The 17,115-nt window shown below is 57.2% G+C and carries 19 protein-coding genes; 13 read left to right on the top strand and 6 right to left on the bottom strand.

The window, feature by feature from the left end:
- The first annotated feature begins 6 nt into the window (after nt 1–6).
- From AC2FJW_RS07365 to AC2FJW_RS07355, 3 genes are all read left to right on the top strand, one after another.
- Nucleotides 7–1,188: an ammonium transporter gene (locus AC2FJW_RS07365; protein WP_496693457.1), complete on the top strand. Its 1,182-nt coding sequence runs from the start codon at nt 7–9 to the stop codon at nt 1,186–1,188.
- A 127-nt stretch (nt 1,189–1,315) separates the two neighbouring features.
- Entirely contained in the window at nt 1,316–1,996 is a 681-nt protein-coding gene (locus AC2FJW_RS07360) for an orotate phosphoribosyltransferase (protein WP_496695630.1), read from the top strand.
- Between the two features lie 225 nt (nt 1,997–2,221).
- Nucleotides 2,222–3,712, top strand: coding sequence for a replicative DNA helicase (locus AC2FJW_RS07355; RefSeq protein ID WP_142633499.1), 1,491 nt, complete (start codon nt 2,222–2,224; stop codon nt 3,710–3,712).
- Between the two features lie 3 nt (nt 3,713–3,715).
- Here the strand turns inward: AC2FJW_RS07355 and AC2FJW_RS07350 are convergent, their stop codons facing one another.
- Complete coding sequence (locus AC2FJW_RS07350) at nt 3,716–4,258, bottom strand: GNAT family N-acetyltransferase (protein WP_496749658.1); 543 nt, start codon at nt 4,256–4,258, stop codon at nt 3,716–3,718.
- A 232-nt stretch (nt 4,259–4,490) separates the two neighbouring features.
- On the opposite strand from AC2FJW_RS07350, the gene alr reads away from it, so the two are divergent.
- Genes alr through AC2FJW_RS07335 form a run of 3 tightly spaced genes read left to right on the top strand, consistent with a single transcriptional unit; the run spans nt 4,491 to nt 7,047 of the window.
- Nucleotides 4,491–5,525: an alanine racemase gene (gene alr / locus AC2FJW_RS07345; RefSeq protein ID WP_496701162.1), complete on the top strand. Its 1,035-nt coding sequence runs from the start codon at nt 4,491–4,493 to the stop codon at nt 5,523–5,525.
- Nucleotides 5,522–6,304 (top strand): MlaE family ABC transporter permease, encoded by a 783-nt coding sequence (locus AC2FJW_RS07340; protein ID WP_142633494.1) that lies wholly within the window; start codon nt 5,522–5,524, stop codon nt 6,302–6,304. The genes alr and AC2FJW_RS07340 overlap by 4 nt, the downstream gene beginning before the upstream one ends.
- Nucleotides 6,301–7,047, top strand: a complete 747-nt coding sequence (locus AC2FJW_RS07335; protein ID WP_282021912.1) for an ABC transporter ATP-binding protein — start codon at nt 6,301–6,303, stop codon at nt 7,045–7,047. The genes AC2FJW_RS07340 and AC2FJW_RS07335 overlap by 4 nt, the downstream gene beginning before the upstream one ends.
- Here the strand turns inward: AC2FJW_RS07335 and AC2FJW_RS07330 are convergent.
- A complete protein-coding gene (locus AC2FJW_RS07330; protein WP_281994537.1) occupies nt 7,044–7,454 on the bottom strand; it encodes a hypothetical protein in 411 nt (136 codons plus the stop codon). The genes AC2FJW_RS07335 and AC2FJW_RS07330 overlap by 4 nt on opposite strands.
- 119 nt (nt 7,455–7,573) lie before the next feature.
- On the opposite strand from AC2FJW_RS07330, the gene AC2FJW_RS07325 reads away from it, so the two are divergent.
- The 7 genes from AC2FJW_RS07325 to AC2FJW_RS07295 all read left to right on the top strand — a co-directional run bounded on the left by AC2FJW_RS07325 (nt 7,574) and on the right by AC2FJW_RS07295 (nt 14,412).
- Nucleotides 7,574–8,026 (top strand): paraquat-inducible protein A, encoded by a 453-nt coding sequence (locus tag AC2FJW_RS07325; RefSeq protein ID WP_142633488.1) that lies wholly within the window; start codon nt 7,574–7,576, stop codon nt 8,024–8,026.
- 148 nt (nt 8,027–8,174) lie between these two features.
- Complete coding sequence (locus tag AC2FJW_RS07320) at nt 8,175–8,954, top strand: DNA repair protein (RefSeq protein WP_496749656.1); 780 nt, start codon at nt 8,175–8,177, stop codon at nt 8,952–8,954.
- 121 nt (nt 8,955–9,075) lie between these two features.
- Complete coding sequence (gene radA / locus AC2FJW_RS07315; RefSeq protein WP_142633484.1) at nt 9,076–10,437, top strand: DNA repair protein RadA; 1,362 nt, start codon at nt 9,076–9,078, stop codon at nt 10,435–10,437.
- Nucleotides 10,438–10,478: 41 nt separating this feature from the next.
- Complete coding sequence (locus tag AC2FJW_RS07310; protein ID WP_142633482.1) at nt 10,479–11,084, top strand: CvpA family protein; 606 nt, start codon at nt 10,479–10,481, stop codon at nt 11,082–11,084.
- Nucleotides 11,085–11,700: 616 nt separating this feature from the next.
- The gene (gene purF / locus AC2FJW_RS07305) at nt 11,701–13,224 is read left to right on the top strand and encodes an amidophosphoribosyltransferase (protein WP_281994533.1); all 1,524 of its coding nucleotides are present in this window, start codon (nt 11,701–11,703) and stop codon (nt 13,222–13,224) included.
- A 252-nt stretch (nt 13,225–13,476) separates the two neighbouring features.
- Nucleotides 13,477–13,725, top strand: a complete 249-nt coding sequence (locus AC2FJW_RS07300; protein WP_496691143.1) for a hypothetical protein — start codon at nt 13,477–13,479, stop codon at nt 13,723–13,725.
- Between the two features lie 42 nt (nt 13,726–13,767).
- Nucleotides 13,768–14,412: an SDR family NAD(P)-dependent oxidoreductase gene (locus AC2FJW_RS07295; protein WP_496749654.1), complete on the top strand. Its 645-nt coding sequence runs from the start codon at nt 13,768–13,770 to the stop codon at nt 14,410–14,412.
- A gap of 60 nt (nt 14,413–14,472) precedes the next feature.
- On the opposite strand, the gene AC2FJW_RS07290 is transcribed toward AC2FJW_RS07295, so the two are convergent.
- The 4 genes from AC2FJW_RS07290 to AC2FJW_RS07275 form a co-directional block, all read right to left on the bottom strand.
- Nucleotides 14,473–15,315, bottom strand: coding sequence for an ATP-binding protein (locus AC2FJW_RS07290; RefSeq protein WP_496731754.1), 843 nt, complete (start codon nt 15,313–15,315; stop codon nt 14,473–14,475).
- Nucleotides 15,316–15,431: 116 nt separating this feature from the next.
- Nucleotides 15,432–16,349 carry a twin-arginine translocase subunit TatC gene (gene tatC, locus AC2FJW_RS07285; RefSeq protein WP_142633471.1) on the bottom strand — a complete coding sequence of 306 codons (918 nt, stop codon included), beginning with the start codon at nt 16,347–16,349 and terminating at the stop codon, nt 15,432–15,434.
- Nucleotides 16,346–16,804, bottom strand: coding sequence for a Sec-independent protein translocase protein TatB (tatB, locus tag AC2FJW_RS07280; RefSeq protein WP_496749652.1), 459 nt, complete (start codon nt 16,802–16,804; stop codon nt 16,346–16,348). The genes tatC and tatB overlap by 4 nt, the downstream gene beginning before the upstream one ends.
- Before the next feature lie 6 nt (nt 16,805–16,810).
- Nucleotides 16,811–17,026 (bottom strand): twin-arginine translocase TatA/TatE family subunit, encoded by a 216-nt coding sequence (locus AC2FJW_RS07275; RefSeq protein WP_142633467.1) that lies wholly within the window; start codon nt 17,024–17,026, stop codon nt 16,811–16,813.
- Nucleotides 17,027–17,115 lie beyond the last annotated feature (89 nt).

Here is a 17,115-nt window from a genome sequence, read left to right as displayed (position 1 = left end):
TGGCTGATGAATGGAGCCGATACCGCCTGGATCATAGTAGCAACCGCACTGGTCCTGTTCATGACACTTCCGGGCCTGGCCCTCTTCTATGGCGGCCTTGTACGCGCCCGCAACGTGCTGAGCGTGTTCATGCACTGCTTTAGCATCGCCTGCTTGATGAGCATTCTCTGGCTGGTCGCAGGATATTCCATCGCCTTCGGCCCCGGTGAAAGCGGGATTTGGGGTGGGTTGGGCAAGGCCTTTCTAAATGGTGTTGATGCCGACAGCCTGGCCGGCACCCTGCCCGAAATTCTGTTCTTTGCCTTCCAGATGACCTTTGCCATTATCACCCCCGCCCTGATCGTCGGCGCCTATGTCGAGCGGGTTGGCTTTGGCTTTGTTCTGACCTTCTCTGCCCTGTGGATGCTGCTGTGTTATGCGCCCGTGGTCCATTGGATATGGGGCGGCGGAATGCTGAGCGATGGCGGCATTTTTGGCGAGATTGGTGTGCGAGATTTCGCCGGTGGCATCGTGGTGCATGAAACGGCAGGTCTGGCCGCATTGATCATTGCCGTTGTACTCGGCCCGCGCCGCAATCGCACGACGCCTCCGCATAATCCGGGCTATGTCATGATCGGCGCCGCAATGCTGTGGGTCGGATGGTTTGGGTTCAACGGCGGCTCGCAACTGGCGGCAGATGGTGGTGCGGCGATGGCGATGACCGTGACGCATCTTTCGGCGGCCACTGCATCCCTGACCTGGGCCTTGTGGGAGAAAATTCGCTTTGGCAAAGCCTCGATGGTGGGTCTTGTGACCGGAACCATCGCCGGTCTCGCTTCGATTACCCCAGCATCGGGTTTCGTCGGCCCGGTTCAGGCGCTGATCATCGGCGGCGTCGCAGGTATCCTGTGTCAGGAAGCGGTCTATGTCATGCGCAACATTTTGAAAATCGACGACACGCTGGACGTGTTTGCGGTGCATGGCGTTGGCGGCATCTTTGGCACGATCATGATCGCCTTGTTCGGTCTGGGAACCTGGACCGCGCAGCTTGGCGGGCTGGCAATCGTGGGCGTCTTTACCGCTGTGGTGACCTTTGTGTTGATCAAGCTTGTCTCAGCCGTCACGCCGCTGCGTGTGGATGCCGAGACTGAGACCAATGGCCTTGACTTGTCGGTGCATGGCGAACGTGCCTACGACATGTCAAGCTAATCACCAAGTCATTGTGAAAGCATACAGCGGGCCCCATTCGGGCCCGCTTTTCTTTTGCCTGCCCTCTCGACTCTGACGGCAGCAGCAGGCTATCAGCCCCGAAGGTTTTCAGCTCAGAGGTCCCGCCATGATCCCCAGTTCCTTTCCCGACAGCACCGAAATCGCCCGTCTGACCGCGCGGATGCTACTGGAAATCAAGGCTGTTCACTTCAATTCGCGCGAGCCATTCACATTGGCCAGCGGACTGCCCAGCCCGACCTATATCGACTGCCGAAAGCTGATCTCGTACCCGCGCATCCGGTCTACTCTGATGGATTTCCTGACCGTTACAGTGATGCGGGATGCGGGCTTTGAAGCGTTCGACAATATCGCTGGCGGCGAAACTGCGGGCATTCCCTTTGCCGCGATGGTCGCTGAACGCATGGCCCTGCCGATGACATATGTGCGTAAAAAGCCCAAAGGCTATGGACGAAATGCGCGGATCGAAGGCGCGATGAGCGAGGGAGAACGCGTGTTGCTGGTCGAGGATTTGACCACCGATGGCGGATCCAAGCTGTCCTTCGTCGATGCGATCCGCGAAACCGGCGCGACCTGCGGGCATACCGCGGTGATTTTCTATTATGGGATCTTCCCAGAAACCGAGAAAACTCTGGGTGATCATGGGGTGAAACTGCATTCGCTGTGCACCTGGTGGGATGTTCTGGCCGAGGCCAAAGCGCAGAAAGCCTTTGATACGGAAACACTTGACGGTGTCGAAGCCTTCCTGAACGACCCGCGCGGCTGGCAAGAGACCAACAAACCTTCCTAAACCTGTTGTGGATGGATTGGGGATAAGCGCCAAAGAATCGGCTGAGCATATACGATATCTGGTGACTTTTCCCCGCTTTCCTACATAATAGGCCAAGCACACCACATCGTCCAAACTGTCTGGAAAGTTATCCCTAGGCCTTACCCCCAGTTAGCCACAGGTATTTCCAGATAGCTTGCAGAGGCGTTTCGCGTATAGAACCTCGGGACGGGCAGCGGGGACAAAATGAACGAGATAAGCAGCATCGAGCAGGCAGCGGCACAGATCCAAAACGCCGATACCATGCCGCATTCTATTGAGGCTGAACAACAGCTTCTGGGTGCGATCCTGACCAATAACGACCTGTATGACAGGGTCGCCTCGATCATCGGGGCCGAGCATTTCTATGACCCGGTCCACGCGCGTATTTACGAGGTCGCCGCGACCCGTATCGCCAAGAACGCGCTGGCCTCGCCCGTCACGCTGAAATCTTTCATGGCCGAGGATGAAGGCCTGAAGGAACTGGGCGGTCCGGCCTATCTGGTCAAGCTGGCCGGGGCCTCGATCAGCGCCTTTGCGGTGCATGACTATGCCCAGATGATCTATGATCTTGCCATCCGGCGCGAGTTGATCCGACTTGGCCGCGATATCTCGGACAAGGCGGCGCGGGTCGATGTGGCGAGCGAGCCCAAAGAACAGATCGTTGAGGCTGAACAGCAGTTGTATCAGCTGTCTGAACAAGGCCAGACAGAACAGGGGTTTCAATCCTTCCTCAAGGCGGTCACCGAGGCTGTCAACGTCACCAACGAGGCCTATCAGCGCGGTGGTGGAATGGCCGGGATTTCCACCGGTCTGACCGATTTGGATAAACAGTTGGGTGGCTTGCACCCGTCCGACCTGATCATTCTGGCCGGGCGTCCGTCGATGGGGAAAACCTCATTGGCGACAAACGTGGCGTTCAACGTGGCCAAAGCGTACAAGCGCGGGCTGAAACCCGACGGCACCGAAGGCGCGATTGACGGCGGCGTTGTCGGGTTCTTCTCATTGGAAATGAGTGCCGAGCAGTTGGCGGGCCGGGTTCTGGCCGAAGCCTCGGAAATCTCGAGCCACAAGATCCGCCAGGGTGACATGACCGAGGGTGAGTTTCGCCGCTTTGTTGATGCAGCCAAGGAGTTGGAAGCCTGCCCGCTGTTCATTGACGACACCCCGGCCCTGCCGATCTCGCAGCTTGCCGCCCGTGCGCGGCGGTTGAAACGGACCCACGGTCTGGACCTGCTGGTGATCGACTATCTGCAGCTGTGCCGCGGCATGGCCGAAAACCGCGTCAACGAGATTGCCGAGATCTCGATGGGCATGAAAGCTATCGCCAAGGAACTGAACATCCCCGTGATCGCGCTGTCTCAGCTGTCGCGTCAGGTTGAAAACCGCGACGACAAGCGCCCACAACTGTCAGACCTGCGGGAATCGGGCTCGATCGAACAGGATGCCGACGTGGTGATGTTCGTGTTCCGCGAGGAATACTACAAAGAACGGGAAAAGCCCGGCGATCATGAGTTGGAGAAGATGGAAGAGTGGAAGCAGGCCATGGAACGCCTGCACGCCAAGGCAGAAGTTATCGTTGGCAAACAGCGCCACGGCCCCATCGGTACGGTCGAGCTGTCCTTCGAAGCACAGTTCACCCGCTTCGGGAACCTCGTCAAACCCTGGCAGCAGGACGGTCAGATCGAAGGCTACTGACCGTCACCAAAGGTCGGGTCGGTCAAACGCGCTGACACAGCGTGACGGCCCCACTATCGGATCAGCCTGTGAACCAGACAGAGATTGCCCTAGCCATCCGATCGGCTGGCTAAGCGGCATTGGCGGCTGCGCGAATGCCTCAGAAATGGGCAGGAAACCGGTTTTGCCGTAATATGACGGATCTCCGTAGGTTATTGCAAAATCGACGCCTTGGGCCCGCAGTTGGTCCAGACCAAAGGTGATCAGCTTCTGCCCGACCCCACCCTGTTGCCGATCCGTCCGCACGGCCACGGGCGACATCAGAAACACCCGTCGCGGATCCTGATCAAAGGTCAGGCGCGAGAACATGATACATCCCAGAAGATCGCCCCCATCAGTCGCAACACATCCCTGCAGATCCTGATCGGGCTCGGTTTTTAGCAATTCCCTGATCAAAGATTGTATGGCCCGTCCTTCCTCGGCCCCCTCTGAAGCAGAGAACACATCATAAAAGAAATCAGGCAACCTACTGCTCTGGTTTTTGTACCCAAACGAGAGTTCAATCATGTTTTCATCCCAACAGGCCCCCTTGGGCATTAGTGAACGATCACCTTGACCCGATCATGGTTGACCACGATGTGCGCACAATAGTGATTTGTTGCCCTCAGATGATCAATACGCAGATTTACGCTGTTTCAACCCGCTTCCCGGCCTCAAGGTGCCGTTATGCGCAACGTACAGGTCAATTATCGCTGCGACCCCCCTTGACCTGACGCGATCCAATGTCATGAACAGACGCATGAGTACTGCACGCTTAACGATCAATCTTTATACGCTGGCCAGCAACTGGCAGGCGCTTGATGCAAAGACGTCCTGTGAAACGGGTGCCGTGGTCAAGGCCGACGCCTATGGCCTGGGCGCTGGTCCTGTCTCTGCCGCACTTGCTGAAGAAGGTGTCAGAAATTTCTTTGTCGCGGCCGCCGAAGAAGGCGCCGCCGTGCGCGAGGCTGTCGGGCCCGACGCAACGATAAGTGTTTTTTCCGGGCATATGGAAGGCGACAGCGACCTACTGCTCCAACACAATTTGACGCCATTGCTGAATTCGTCCGAACAGTTCCGCCGCCATCGTCAAGCCTTGCCTGAACACGCCTTTGGAATCCAGTTGGATACCGGCATGAATCGCTTGGGGATTGAGCCTGCGGACTGGGCCGCGTTGCGCACCGAGATTGAGCCACTTAACCCCTCGCTGGTGATGTCGCATCTCGCCTGTGCGGATGAACCTGACAACCCGATGAATCGCCACCAACTGCGGGTGTTCCACGAATTGACTGATGGAAGTGCGGCCCCCAGATCGCTTGCGGCCACCGGCGGTATCCTTCTGGGCAGCGATTATCACTTCGACCTTTGCCGTCCCGGTATCGGGATGTATGGCGGACAACCCTTTGCCGATGCGAAACCCGTCGTCACCGTCGACCTTCCGGTCATTCAGGTGCGCGAGGTCGAGCCCGGCGAAAGTGTGGGGTACGGCAATAGCTGGGTCGCGCGGCGCAAATCCCGTATCGCCACGGTTGCGGCCGGGTATGCGGACGGGCTTCACCGCGCTATCGGAGGCGGCATTGATGCCTTTGTGGCGGACAGGCCCTGCCCTGTCGTTGGCCGGATCTCAATGGATCTGATCACCATCGACGTAACGGATCTGCCCGAGGATCCGGAACGCCTGCGTATTCTCAACGGCCACCAGACAGTGGATGATCTGGCCGAGGCCGCCGGCACCATCGGGTATGAAATTCTGACATCTCTAGGCGCGCGCTACTCTCGGGGCTATATCGAATGAACCCTCTTTCAATGCTGGGCGGGTTGGGACGTACAGCCCTGTCTTTGCTTGCAAATTTCGGCAAGGTCGCTCTGTTCTTTGTAGACGCGATTTCACATATTTTCCGCCCCCCCTATTATCCGCGCGAATTTGCGGTCGCTCTGATGAATATCGGCTGGATGTCCCTGCCGGTGGTCGGCCTGACGGCGATATTTACCGGCGGTGCATTGGCGCTTCAGATCTATGCAGGTGGTGCGCGTTTCAATGCCGAAGCTGTGGTGCCACAAATCGTAGCGATTGGCATGGTGCGCGAGCTTGGGCCTGTTCTGGGTGGCCTGATGATTGCAGCGCGGGTCACATCGTCCATCGCTGCGGAAATTGCGACCATGAAAGTGACCGAGCAGATCGACGCGCTGGTAACTTTGTCCACCCACCCGATGAAGTACCTCACCGCTCCACGGGTGCTGGCCGCCGTTATTACCGTGCCGATTCTTGTTGCTGTTGGCGATGTGATCGGCATTGCAGGCGGATATATCGTGGCGACCCAAAGCCTGGGCTTCAACGCCGCGGCCTACCTGCAAAACACCATGAATTTCCTCGAATTTCATGACATCGTCTCCTCGCTTACCAAGGGCGCGGCATTTGGCCTGATCACGGCGACCATGGGCTGTTACTATGGCATGAATTCGGGCCGGGGCGCGCAGGGCGTTGGCGCTGCGACCAAATCCTCGGTCGAAGCCGCCGCAATCATGATTCTGGCTGCAAACTTCGTTCTGACAGGGGTGTTCTTCTCGATATGATCCGGATGGAGAATGTACATAAAGCCTTTGGGTCCAATCAGGTCCTCAAAGGCGTCAATATCGAGATCCCGAAGGGCACCTCGATGGTCATCATCGGCGGGTCGGGCACCGGCAAATCGGTGGCGCTGAAATGCGTTCTTGGCCTGATCAAACCTGATAGCGGCACGGTCTATGTAGACGGTAAAGACGCCACCAAAGGCGACCGCGATGCCTTTCTGGCCCGGTTCGGAATGCTGTTTCAGGGCGGAGCGCTGTTCGACTCGCTGCCCGTCTGGCAAAACGTCGCCTTCCGCCTGCTGCGCGGTTCGCTCAAACGTCCCGTGGACGAGGCGCGCGAGATCGCCATCGAGAAACTGCGCCGCGTGGGTCTGAAAGCGGATGTGGCCGATCGTTTCCCGGCCGAACTGTCGGGCGGTATGCAAAAACGCGTAGGCTTGGCCCGCGCCATCGCCGCCGAGCCCGAGATCATTTTCTTCGATGAGCCCACCACCGGCCTTGATCCCATCATGTCCGGTGTCATCAACGACCTGATCCGCGAGATCGTTACCGAAATGGGCGCCACCGCGATGACCATCACCCACGACATGAGCTCGGTCCGCGCGATTGCCGACAACGTCGCCATGCTGCACGGAGGCGTGATCCAATGGACCGGCCCCGTCGGGCAGATGGACGCCTCGGGTGATCCCTATGTGGAACAGTTCATCAGCGGTAGTGCTGAGGGGCCGATAGAGGCGGTGCGTTAGACAGGCGCACCTTTCCTTTCTTGTTTCAAGTTCTCGTAGGCTTCTTTTACATAATCTAGCCGCAGCAAGTATTTCCCACGCGGGACCACAAAATCTGGCGTCTGAATCCGGGCAAGCGCCAATGTTTGACCCAGATGAGTTCCCGAAAACAGAACGTAATTGGGGTCTTGCCCTGAAAATCGATTGTAAATTTTTCCACCGAACCAACGCGCCCTGCGTTGCGCCTGCAGCGCTTCCTGGAGGCGAAAATGCATTACGCCAAACAACTGTTCGCGATCAAATGGCATAATGTCTGCAGCGACACTTCCCGCTGAAAGAACCCCCGCGAGGCCAACAGTTATAGCCTCGCTGACCCCCTTCTGGGTTGGGGACGGGCCTTCGACAATTTTTATAACAGGTTCAGCCATATAAATTTTTTTCGTAAACAAAGTGATGTGTATCAATAGCGTTTCGGATATCGGTATAGGCACAATACAGACTGAGGTTAAATATTCACCTCATCGAAAAGTTCCGAAGAGTATCTATAATGACCCTCCGCCTCGTCACCCTCTCTCTGCTGATCCTCTACCCCATCGCGTGGTTCGCTCCGCTGATGCGCGCGGGGTTTCTGCCCATCTTCGGCCTCAGCGAAATCAGCGTCATCACCGGGCTCCAGTCCCTTTGGAAGTCCGATATCTTCCTCGCGCTGATCGTCACCGTCTTCGCCCTTTTTGCCCCCTATCTGAAAACCATCGGCACCGCCCTGATCCAATGGGACCTGCTGGATGCGCGCGTTCAACCTGCGCTGAACATCCTCGGCAAGCTGGCGATGGCCGACATTTTCCTGATCGCGCTCTATATCACTCTGGCCAAGGGCATCTCTTACGCGACCATCGAAACCGCCTGGGGGCTTTACCTGTTTACGGCCTGTATTCTGGCCTCAATTGGCTTGGGTATTATTACCGAGATGACATCCAGATCACGAAATCATCAGACCTAATTGATTGAAAACACTTATCTGAGTATCATCTTAATATTTCGAGCAGCCAGTTTCTTGTAGTGATCGGTCCGTAGCGGATCAAAAATTATGTTCAACCTTTGTCCGCTTCGGCCCGATATGTATCGGTTTGAGAAGGAGATCGTCGAACATGACCGCACTCCACACGTTAACATTTCAGTTTCAAAACGCATTTTTACGACTGACATTTTTTCTGATTTGTTCCGCGGCTTTTCTGGCCGTCGCAACCACTATGCTATCCGCCCTGGGCGTACTGCCATGGCTTTCCATGCAAGCCGGACTGGCGAGCGGTACCATCATAGACGCCGGGATCTATGTTCAGATTGGCCTGACCGCTCTGATCCTGATGCTGGCCTTCTACCTTCCTGCGAATGCCCGGATGATGGCCCTGGAAAACGCGCACCGTAAATTTGCGCTGAACATGCACGACATCGCCCATGCCTATCAGCTGGCCCATGCGCAGGACCGCAGCGGGGCATTTATCCTGTCGTCCGAATTTGATGCGGTCAAAGAGCGGATGGCCTTCCTGCGCCAACATCCCAACCTACAATCGCTCGAACCAGAGATTCTGGAGTTGGCCGCGCAAATGAGCCAGATCAGCCAAGAATTGGCCGAAACTTACGGGGATACCCGCATCGCCCGTGCCCGCACATTCCTGCAGCAACGCCAGGAAGAGATCGAACTGTTTCAGCAACGGCTGGAAGAGGCACAAACCATTCAGCACGAGCTGCGCCAGTGGACCCATGATGTTGAAATCGAGGAATCCATCGCTCGTTCTCAGCTAACCCGTCTGCGCGACGAACTTTTCGAACTGTTGCCGGAACTGTCAGCGCAACTGCAGCAGCCCAAGGACGGTGCATCGAAGCCGTCGAGCGTCATAGCTATGTCGCCACCTCGCGCCGCCGAATAGGCGCGACAGCGCCCGCCATGGACGATGGCCCAAATGGGCCTGAGGATATGGCGCGCTACCGGTGGAGATGAAGGCCCACGAGGGCTTGAAGAACCGCCATTCCTCGGGCACCAAGGGCGCCATGGCAAAGACAACTTTTTCATGCTCGGCCTGCGGTGCCACTCATTCACGGTGGTCCGGGCGCTGTGACGGCTGCGGTGAATGGAATTCCATCACGCAAGACGTACCCCTTTCGGCTGGCCCGGCCAAAAAATCCCTCGGTGGTAAGCGCGGCCAGTCTATCACACTCACGGACCTGTCGACCGAGGAAACTCCCCCTCCCCGCACGCTCTGCGGGGTCGAGGAGCTGGATCGCGTGCTGGGAGGCGGACTCGTCCCCGCCTCGGCCTTGCTGGTAGGTGGGGATCCGGGCATCGGCAAATCCACCCTTTTGCTGCAGGCCGCGGCCCGGTTCTCGCGTGCAGGTGTGAAAACCATTTACGTCTCGGGCGAGGAAGCCAGCGCGCAGGTTAGGATGCGCGCGCGCCGGTTAGGGCTTGAAGATGCGCCCGTGCAACTGGCCGCCGAAACCAACCTGCGTAACATCCTCACCACGCTGGAAGCCGAGAAACCCGGTCTGGCAATCATCGACTCAATTCAAACCATGTGGGCCGACAACGTCGACAGCGCACCGGGTTCAGTGTCACAAGTCCGCGCCGCAGCACATGAATTGACCACGTTTGCGAAACGACACGGAGTTTCAATCATCATGGTTGGCCATGTCACTAAAGATGGTCAGATCGCTGGCCCCCGCGTGGTTGAACACATGGTTGATACCGTTCTTTATTTCGAAGGCGAACGCGGGCATCAGTTCCGCATTCTGCGTGCGGTCAAGAACCGGTTTGGTCCAGCCGATGAGATTGGCGTGTTCGAGATGACAGGCAAGGGTCTGGCACAAGTCACAAACCCGTCGGCCCTGTTTCTATCTGAACGCGGCAAGCCCAGCCCTGGATCGGCCGTTTTTGCAGGTATCGAAGGGACACGGCCGGTTCTGGTTGAGCTTCAGGCGCTGGTTGCCCCATCCCCCCACTCTCAGCCTCGCCGAACCGTCGTCGGATGGGATAGCGGACGGCTGGCAATGATCCTTGCCGTGCTCGAAGCCCGTTGCGGCATCCCCTTTGCCGGGCTTGACGTCTATCTCAACGTCGCAGGCGGGCTTAAAATCACCGAGCCAGCCGCGGACCTTGCCGTTGCTGCCGCGCTACTCAGCGCGCGCGAGGACACAGCCCTGCCAACGGACACCGTCGTTTTCGGAGAAATCTCGTTGTCCGGGGCACTTAGACCGGCCCCTCAGACAGAAAACAGGTTGAAAGAAGCCCAAAAACTTGGTTTCACATCCGCCATAGCTCCGGCAGGCGGGAAAACCGGTACTGTGGCAGGTCTGACACTCACCCGGCCCTCTGATTTGGTAGGGTTTGTTGGCGAAACCTTCGGAGCAGGTTAAGGTAACGCCTTGAGGGGCAGAAAAAATTACGGGCGAGGGCCATGGAAGGTTTTACAATAATTGACGGGGTAGTTGCCCTGATCATCGTTATATCGGGTCTGCTGGCCTATTCCCGTGGCCTGTTGCGGGAAATTCTCGCGATCGCGGGATGGGTTGCAGCGGCAGTTTTGGCATTCATTTTCGCACCACAGGCCGTTCCACTGGTCAAAGAAATCCCCGTTGTCGGAGATTTCCTGCGCGACAGTTGTGAATTGTCGGTTATCACCGGGTTCGCTGGCGTGTTTGCCATTGCCCTGATCGTGGTTAGTATATTCACCCCACTGTTCTCATCTCTTGTGCAACGGTCTGCACTGGGCGGCTTGGATCAGGCACTTGGGTTTTTCTTTGGAATCGCGCGCGGCATCCTTTTGGTGGCGATTGCCTTCTTCGTCTATGACACAGTCATGACGGGCCAATCCTACACCATCGTCGACGAAAGCCGGTCAGCCAAAGTGTTCGAACAATTCAGCGACAAAATCGAAGAGCAAAACCCCGAAGCCGCGCTGGGGTGGGTAACATCCCAATATGAAGAACTGGTAGCCAGCTGTGGTGAAAGCGCCGATCCATCCGACGCACCTGCCGCCCCTGAAGCACCTGCAGCGGAATAAAGCAAAAGCCCGGTCAAAGCCGGGCTTTTTCAATTCGGCTTAGACAAACCCTTCTCCGGCGCAAACAGTGCATCTGATGTTTTTCAGCCCAAAGCACCCTTCGCAACGGGACATGACGGGCTTGCCAAAAATGTCCCGACTTTTGATCACTTCACCTGCGCCTCCGCAAATCTGACAGGGTGCGCGCCCCATTCCACGGCATCGGTGGCACCGGCGTTTTACCGGTTCTTGCTTTTTCTGACCTTGATTGTTTTGCCACATGTCTGAAATCCGCTTGGCTTGAAGAAACTATTGTTTCGGATTGTTTCCTCTATGACAGCACAAGCTGCGAAACCTGTCACCTTTTGTTCGGCCATTGTGGCAAATTCCACCTGCGTCAAATCGCAAATGTGATCCTTTGATGACACAGCCTCCGTAAGGCTTTATGTGAAGTCCGAACTGACATGGAATCGGAGCTGCCGATCTTGCTGTATCTGTTTTCTTTCGCGCCTGCCGCTTGCGACCAGGGCGCGTCTGCATCCCAAGATCTATGGGAAGTATCAGGCAAAGACACCGCCATGCTGATGTTCCGAACACCGCCACAACTTAAATCGTCATAGTAATTTGGAGCCCGTACATGTGTGGGATTTTGGGGATCGCAAGCAGAACACATGATGTGTTTGCGGAAATCTATGACGGGCTTCTGATGCTGCAGCACCGGGGTCAGGATGCATCGGGTATCGTCACTTATACCGGAGAGTTCTTCCGCGAAAAGAAAGCCAACGGGCTGGTCAAGGACGTGTTTAACGCTCAGGACGCCGATACCCTGCTTGGAAAGGTCGGCATTGGCCATGTGCGCTATCCGACTGCCGGGTCGCTCAGTGCGGCCGAGGCGCAGCCGTTCTTCGTGAATGCCCCGTATGGCATCTACCTGGTTCATAACGGCAATATCACCAACACTGCCGCACAGCGTGAGAAGGTCACTGGAAAATACAGCCGCCACCTGCGCACAACGTCAGATTCGGAAATTCTGCTGAACGTTCTGGCGGACAAGGTCGCTGACGCAATCAAGGTCAATGGCAACGCCGAGCCCATTCGGAATATCTTTGCCGGTGTGAAGATGACGATGGAACGGGTACAGGGCGCCTATTCGGTGATCTGCCTGATTGCAGGTGTCGGAATGCTGGCCTTCCGCGACCCGCACGGAATTCGCCCGCTCTCGGTGGCCATCCGCGAAACCGAAAGCGGTGGCGACGACTTTGCGTTTGCCTCGGAAGATGTGGCCTTTGGCATCAACGGCTTCAACAAGATGCGCGACCTGCGCCCTGGCGAAGCGATCCTGATCGACCTGGACGGCAACATGCACGAATTCCAGGCGGTTGAAGGAAAGCTGACACCCTGTATCTTTGAATATGTCTATCTCGCGCGTCCGGATTCTCTGTTGGACGGCGTCTCTGTCTATAAAACGCAGATGCGTATGGGGCAGACTCTGGCCAAACAGATCCAGGAATCAGGGCTTGAGATTGATCGGATCATCCCGGTCCCAGACAGCGCCCGCCCGGTCGCGCTTGAGGCAGCCAAGATCACCGGCATCCCCTATCGCGAAGGACTGGTAAAGAACCGCTATGTCGGACGAACGTTCATCATGCCCGGTCAGGCCGAACGTCAGAAATCCGTGCGCCGCAAACTGAATGCGGTTCCGCTGGAGTTTGACGGCCACAATGTTCTGTTGATCGACGATTCCATCGTCCGCGGGAACACGATCAAGAAGATTGTGCAAATGTGCCGCGAGGCTGGAGCCAAGAAGGTCTACATTGCCAGCGCCTCACCGCCGGTGAAATACCCCAATGTCTATGGCATCGACATGCCCACCAAACATGAGCTCATTGCCCATGGCAAAGAGGTCGAAGAAATCCGGCAAGAGCTGGGTGCAGACGCCCTGATCTATCAGCATCTGGACGATCTGATCTGGGCCGCCAAGGAAGGAAATCCAGAAATCGAAGCGTTCGACTGTTCGTGTTTTGACGGAAAATACATCACCGGAAGCGTCAGCAAAGACTATCTGGATACGCTCGAGAGCAGTTCACGCGTTAGTAAGAAACGTGAAGACATGCAGGTGCCCGGCGGATCCTGGAACGCGGCCAAGCTGGCTTCGGGATAAGTTCCCGGCGAATCGGTAGCTCTCTGCCCGGCTCAAGCCTGGCGGTTTCTGACCTGCATCGGTGTAAATTCGCTTAGTTTCCGCGCACAACTTTTTGGCGAAGGAAATGCAATCGCAATGGGTTCACCGACTGCCTTTTGAAAGTGACGGAACGGACAATTCACCGGACCTTTTGTTCCCTTGTTGCGTTTGATAGTCCGCCTCCAACCACTCATCAAAAGGGGTTGGGGCCGCGTGCCGCAACCGCACTCTATGTCAAACAAAACCGTTACAATCGCGGCCACGCAACAGGGCGCGCTTAGCAAGAACTCTGTCACTCTGCTTGGGGTGTTTGGGCCAAAAGCCGATATGCGCGCGCTGATGCGGATGTCTTCTGGCCGGGTCAAAGAGGTCAAGCTGGGCAGCCGTGTGTCTTCAGGTACTATTGTGGCCATTGATGCCGAGGGCATCATGCTGCGACAAAGCGGTCAGACGACGCGCATAGCGATCCCGGGCAGCTAATCCTGTCTTGACGCGCTGCGCGCTTGGGTTCAAACCGCAGTCATGACCGATCAGATTAAAATCGCCCTCATCACCGGGGCCTCACGCGGGCTGGGCGCTGCCCTGGCCGAGGCGCTGGCACCAGAGTACCACATCGTCGCTGTCGCCCGCACCACCGGCGGGTTGGAAGAACTGGACGACCGCATCAAAGCAAAGGGCGGTTCAGCCACCCTGGCCCCTATGGACATTGCCGACCCGAATGCGATGGCCACTCTGTGTCGTGGCATCCATGATCGCTGGGGCAAGGTGGACCTGTGGCTGCATACTGCGGTTCACACTTCGGCCCTGACGCCGACCCATTTCATTGACCCCAAGGAATGGACCAAAGCCATTAACACCAACGCAACCGCCACGTCGGTCCTGATCCCCTATGTTGCGCCTTTGCTGGGTGAGGCCGGCCATGCGGTGTTTTTCGATGATCCGAAGGCGGGCGAGAAATTCTATGGCATCTACGGTGCCACCAAGGCGGTGCAGATGGCTCTGGCCCGTAGCTGGGCGCTGGAAACTGAGCGCACCGGGCCGCGTGTGAGCATCGTGGAACCGGCTGCCATGCCTACTGCCGTGCGTGCCCGGTTTCATCCCGGTGAGGATAGGGAGGCATTGACCAGCACCGCAGATGAAGCGGCGCGCATTCTGGCTCTGTTATAGGAATGGCCCATTGGGCCATGCCTCCGGCGGAGGTATTTTTAGCCAGATGAAGCCGGCGGATTACGCGATGTGAACACCGTTTCTTCCGGCCAGATCGACGAAGAATTGCCATGCCACACGTCCCGAGCGCGCGCCACGTGTGGCCTGCCATTCGATCGCTTCGGCGCGCAGGGTGTCTGCGTCGACCGAGACGCCGTAAGCAGCACAATAGCGGTCGATCATGGCAAGGTATTCGTCCTGATCGCAAGGATGGAAACCCAGCCATAGCCCGAACCGGTCCGACAGTGAGACCTTCTCTTCTACGGCCTCAGACGGGTTGATGGCGCTGGAACGTTCATTTTCGATCATATCCCGCGGCATCAGGTGGCGGCGGTTTGAGGTGGCGTAGAACACCACATTTTCCGGGCGACCTTCGATGCCACCGTCCAGCACTGCCTTGAGCGATTTGTAGTGCTGATCATCGTGGCTGAAGGACAGGTCATCACAGTACAGGATGAACCGATGCGGCGCTGCACGTAGATGGTTCAGCAGACGCGCGACCGAGCCCATATCCTCGCGCTGAAGCTCAACCAGTTTCAGATCGGGATGTTCGTTCTGCAGGGTGCCGTGGACCGCTTTGACAAGGCTGGATTTGCCCATACCGCGCGCGCCCCAGAGCAGCGCATTGTTGGCCTTAAATCCTGCGGCAAAGCGGCGTGTATTGTCCAAAAGTGTATCGCGAGACCGGTTGATACCCACCAAGAGATCCAAATCGACCCGATTGACCTGCTTAACCGGTTCTAGGCGATCGGGTTCGACATGCCAGACAAAAGCCGGAGCTGCCGCAAAATCGGGCGCGGCCAGAGGCGCCGGGGCCATGCGATCCAGCGCGTCGGCGATACGGTTCAGGGCTTGTGTATCCATTGGGGCCTCCGGTCGTGTTTGGAGGGTCTCAAACCATGTTCCGCCCGGCGCGACAAGAGCGGCGCATGAAAAAGGCGCGCCGGGATGGGCGCGCCTGTTCATTGCATGATCGACGTTTATTTGCCGTCTTCTTCGTGGATGATATCGGCATCCGCCTCTTCTTCGTCGTCATAGTAGCCTTCTGCGCGCAGCTCGGCCTCGCGCTTTCTCTCAACTCGGGCGACAAGGAAAATCGACACCTCATAGAGGCCATAGACCACGACAAACAGGATGATCTGAGTGATCACATCCGGCGGTGTCACAAGGGCGGCCAGCACCAGAATGCCCACCATGGCGTATTTGCGGACACTGCCCAAACCTTCGGCGCTGACCAGACCGGCCTTGCCCATTAGGGTCAGCAGAACCGGCAGCTGGAAACACAGGCCAAAGGCCAGGATGAATTTCAGCGTGATATCCAGCGATTCATTCACCTTGCCGAAGAACGTGATCTTCACGCCCTCGGTGGTTTCGGGCACAACCACGATCTCTTCTGGAACATCTCCGGTTGTCGCCGACAACAGATTGGCGAAAATCGAACTGACATCCGCAAAACCCAGGAAGAACTGCATGGCCAGCGGCGTCACTACGAACTGCGCAAAAGATGCCCCCAGCAGGAACATGAACGGCGAGGCGACCAGGAATGGCAGGAAAGCGCCCTTCTCAGACCTGTACAGACCGGGCGCCACAAAGCGCCAGAGTTGATAGGAGATCACCGGGAAGGCCAGCGCAAAACCAAACACCATCGATATCCGGAACAGCGTAAACAGATATTCCTGTGGCGAGGTATATTGCAAAGTCGGAGAAGGATCGCCCAGATCGCGCAGCGTTGCCTCGATTGGTTGGACCAGAAATTGCAGGATCGGTTCCGCGACCGTAAAGGCCAGGACAATGCCTATTACAAAGGCAATGACCGCGCGGATCAGCCGGGTGCGCAGTTCCGCCAGATGCTCGATCAATGGGGCCGAGCTGTCTTCGATCTCGTCTGTGTCGGTCATGATTTGCCTTCGCTTTTCAGCGCGGCTTCGGCCTCTTCAGCCTTGGCCAGCGCGTCGGCGGCTTCTTTCGCCTTCCGCTCGGCCGCAGCGCGTGCGGTCGAGGCCTGGATCTTCTTGGCCTGTTCGGCCCGTTCGGCGGCCAGCTTACCGGTCTCGCTATCGGGGTCAAACTTGGTGGGGTCGATACTTTTGGCCAGGTCCTGCGCGGCTTCTTTCACACCATCCATGGCGCTGCCTACAGGGTTGGTGGCCGCGTTGAGACCTTTTTTGATGTCATTCACACCGGCCTGATCCGCCGCCTCGTTCATGGCACTGCTGAATTCGCGCGCCATGCCACGGGCCTTGCCGACAAAACGACCGACATTACGGAACAAAACCGGCAGATCCTTTGGCCCCACAACGATCAGGGCAACGACGCCGATGACCAGAAGCTCGGTCCAGCCCAGATCAAACATACCGGATCAGACCTTGTCTTTGTCGGTCTCGGGCGTGACGTCTTTGGCCAGCTCGGATGCGTCCTGATCCAGTTCCTCTGCGCCTTCTTTGACGCCCTTCTTGAATGACGTAATGCCTTTGCCCACTTCGCCCATCAACGAGCTGATTTTGCCACGGCCGAATAGCACCAGAACCACAACTGCGATCAGCAGAATGCCGGGAAGGCCAATATTGTTGAGCATCTCTCTTCTCCTATAACGTCGGCGCCGTACGCCGGAAATGTGATCTGGGTCCGTGTCTACGCCCGCTGGCCCGCCTGCAAAAGTGAGTT

The sequence above is a fragment of the Ruegeria sp. CDSA020 genome (genome assembly GCF_059612345.1).
The sequence above is the reverse complement of the archived record's forward strand: the minus strand, read 5'-3'. Positions and strand labels throughout refer to the sequence as shown.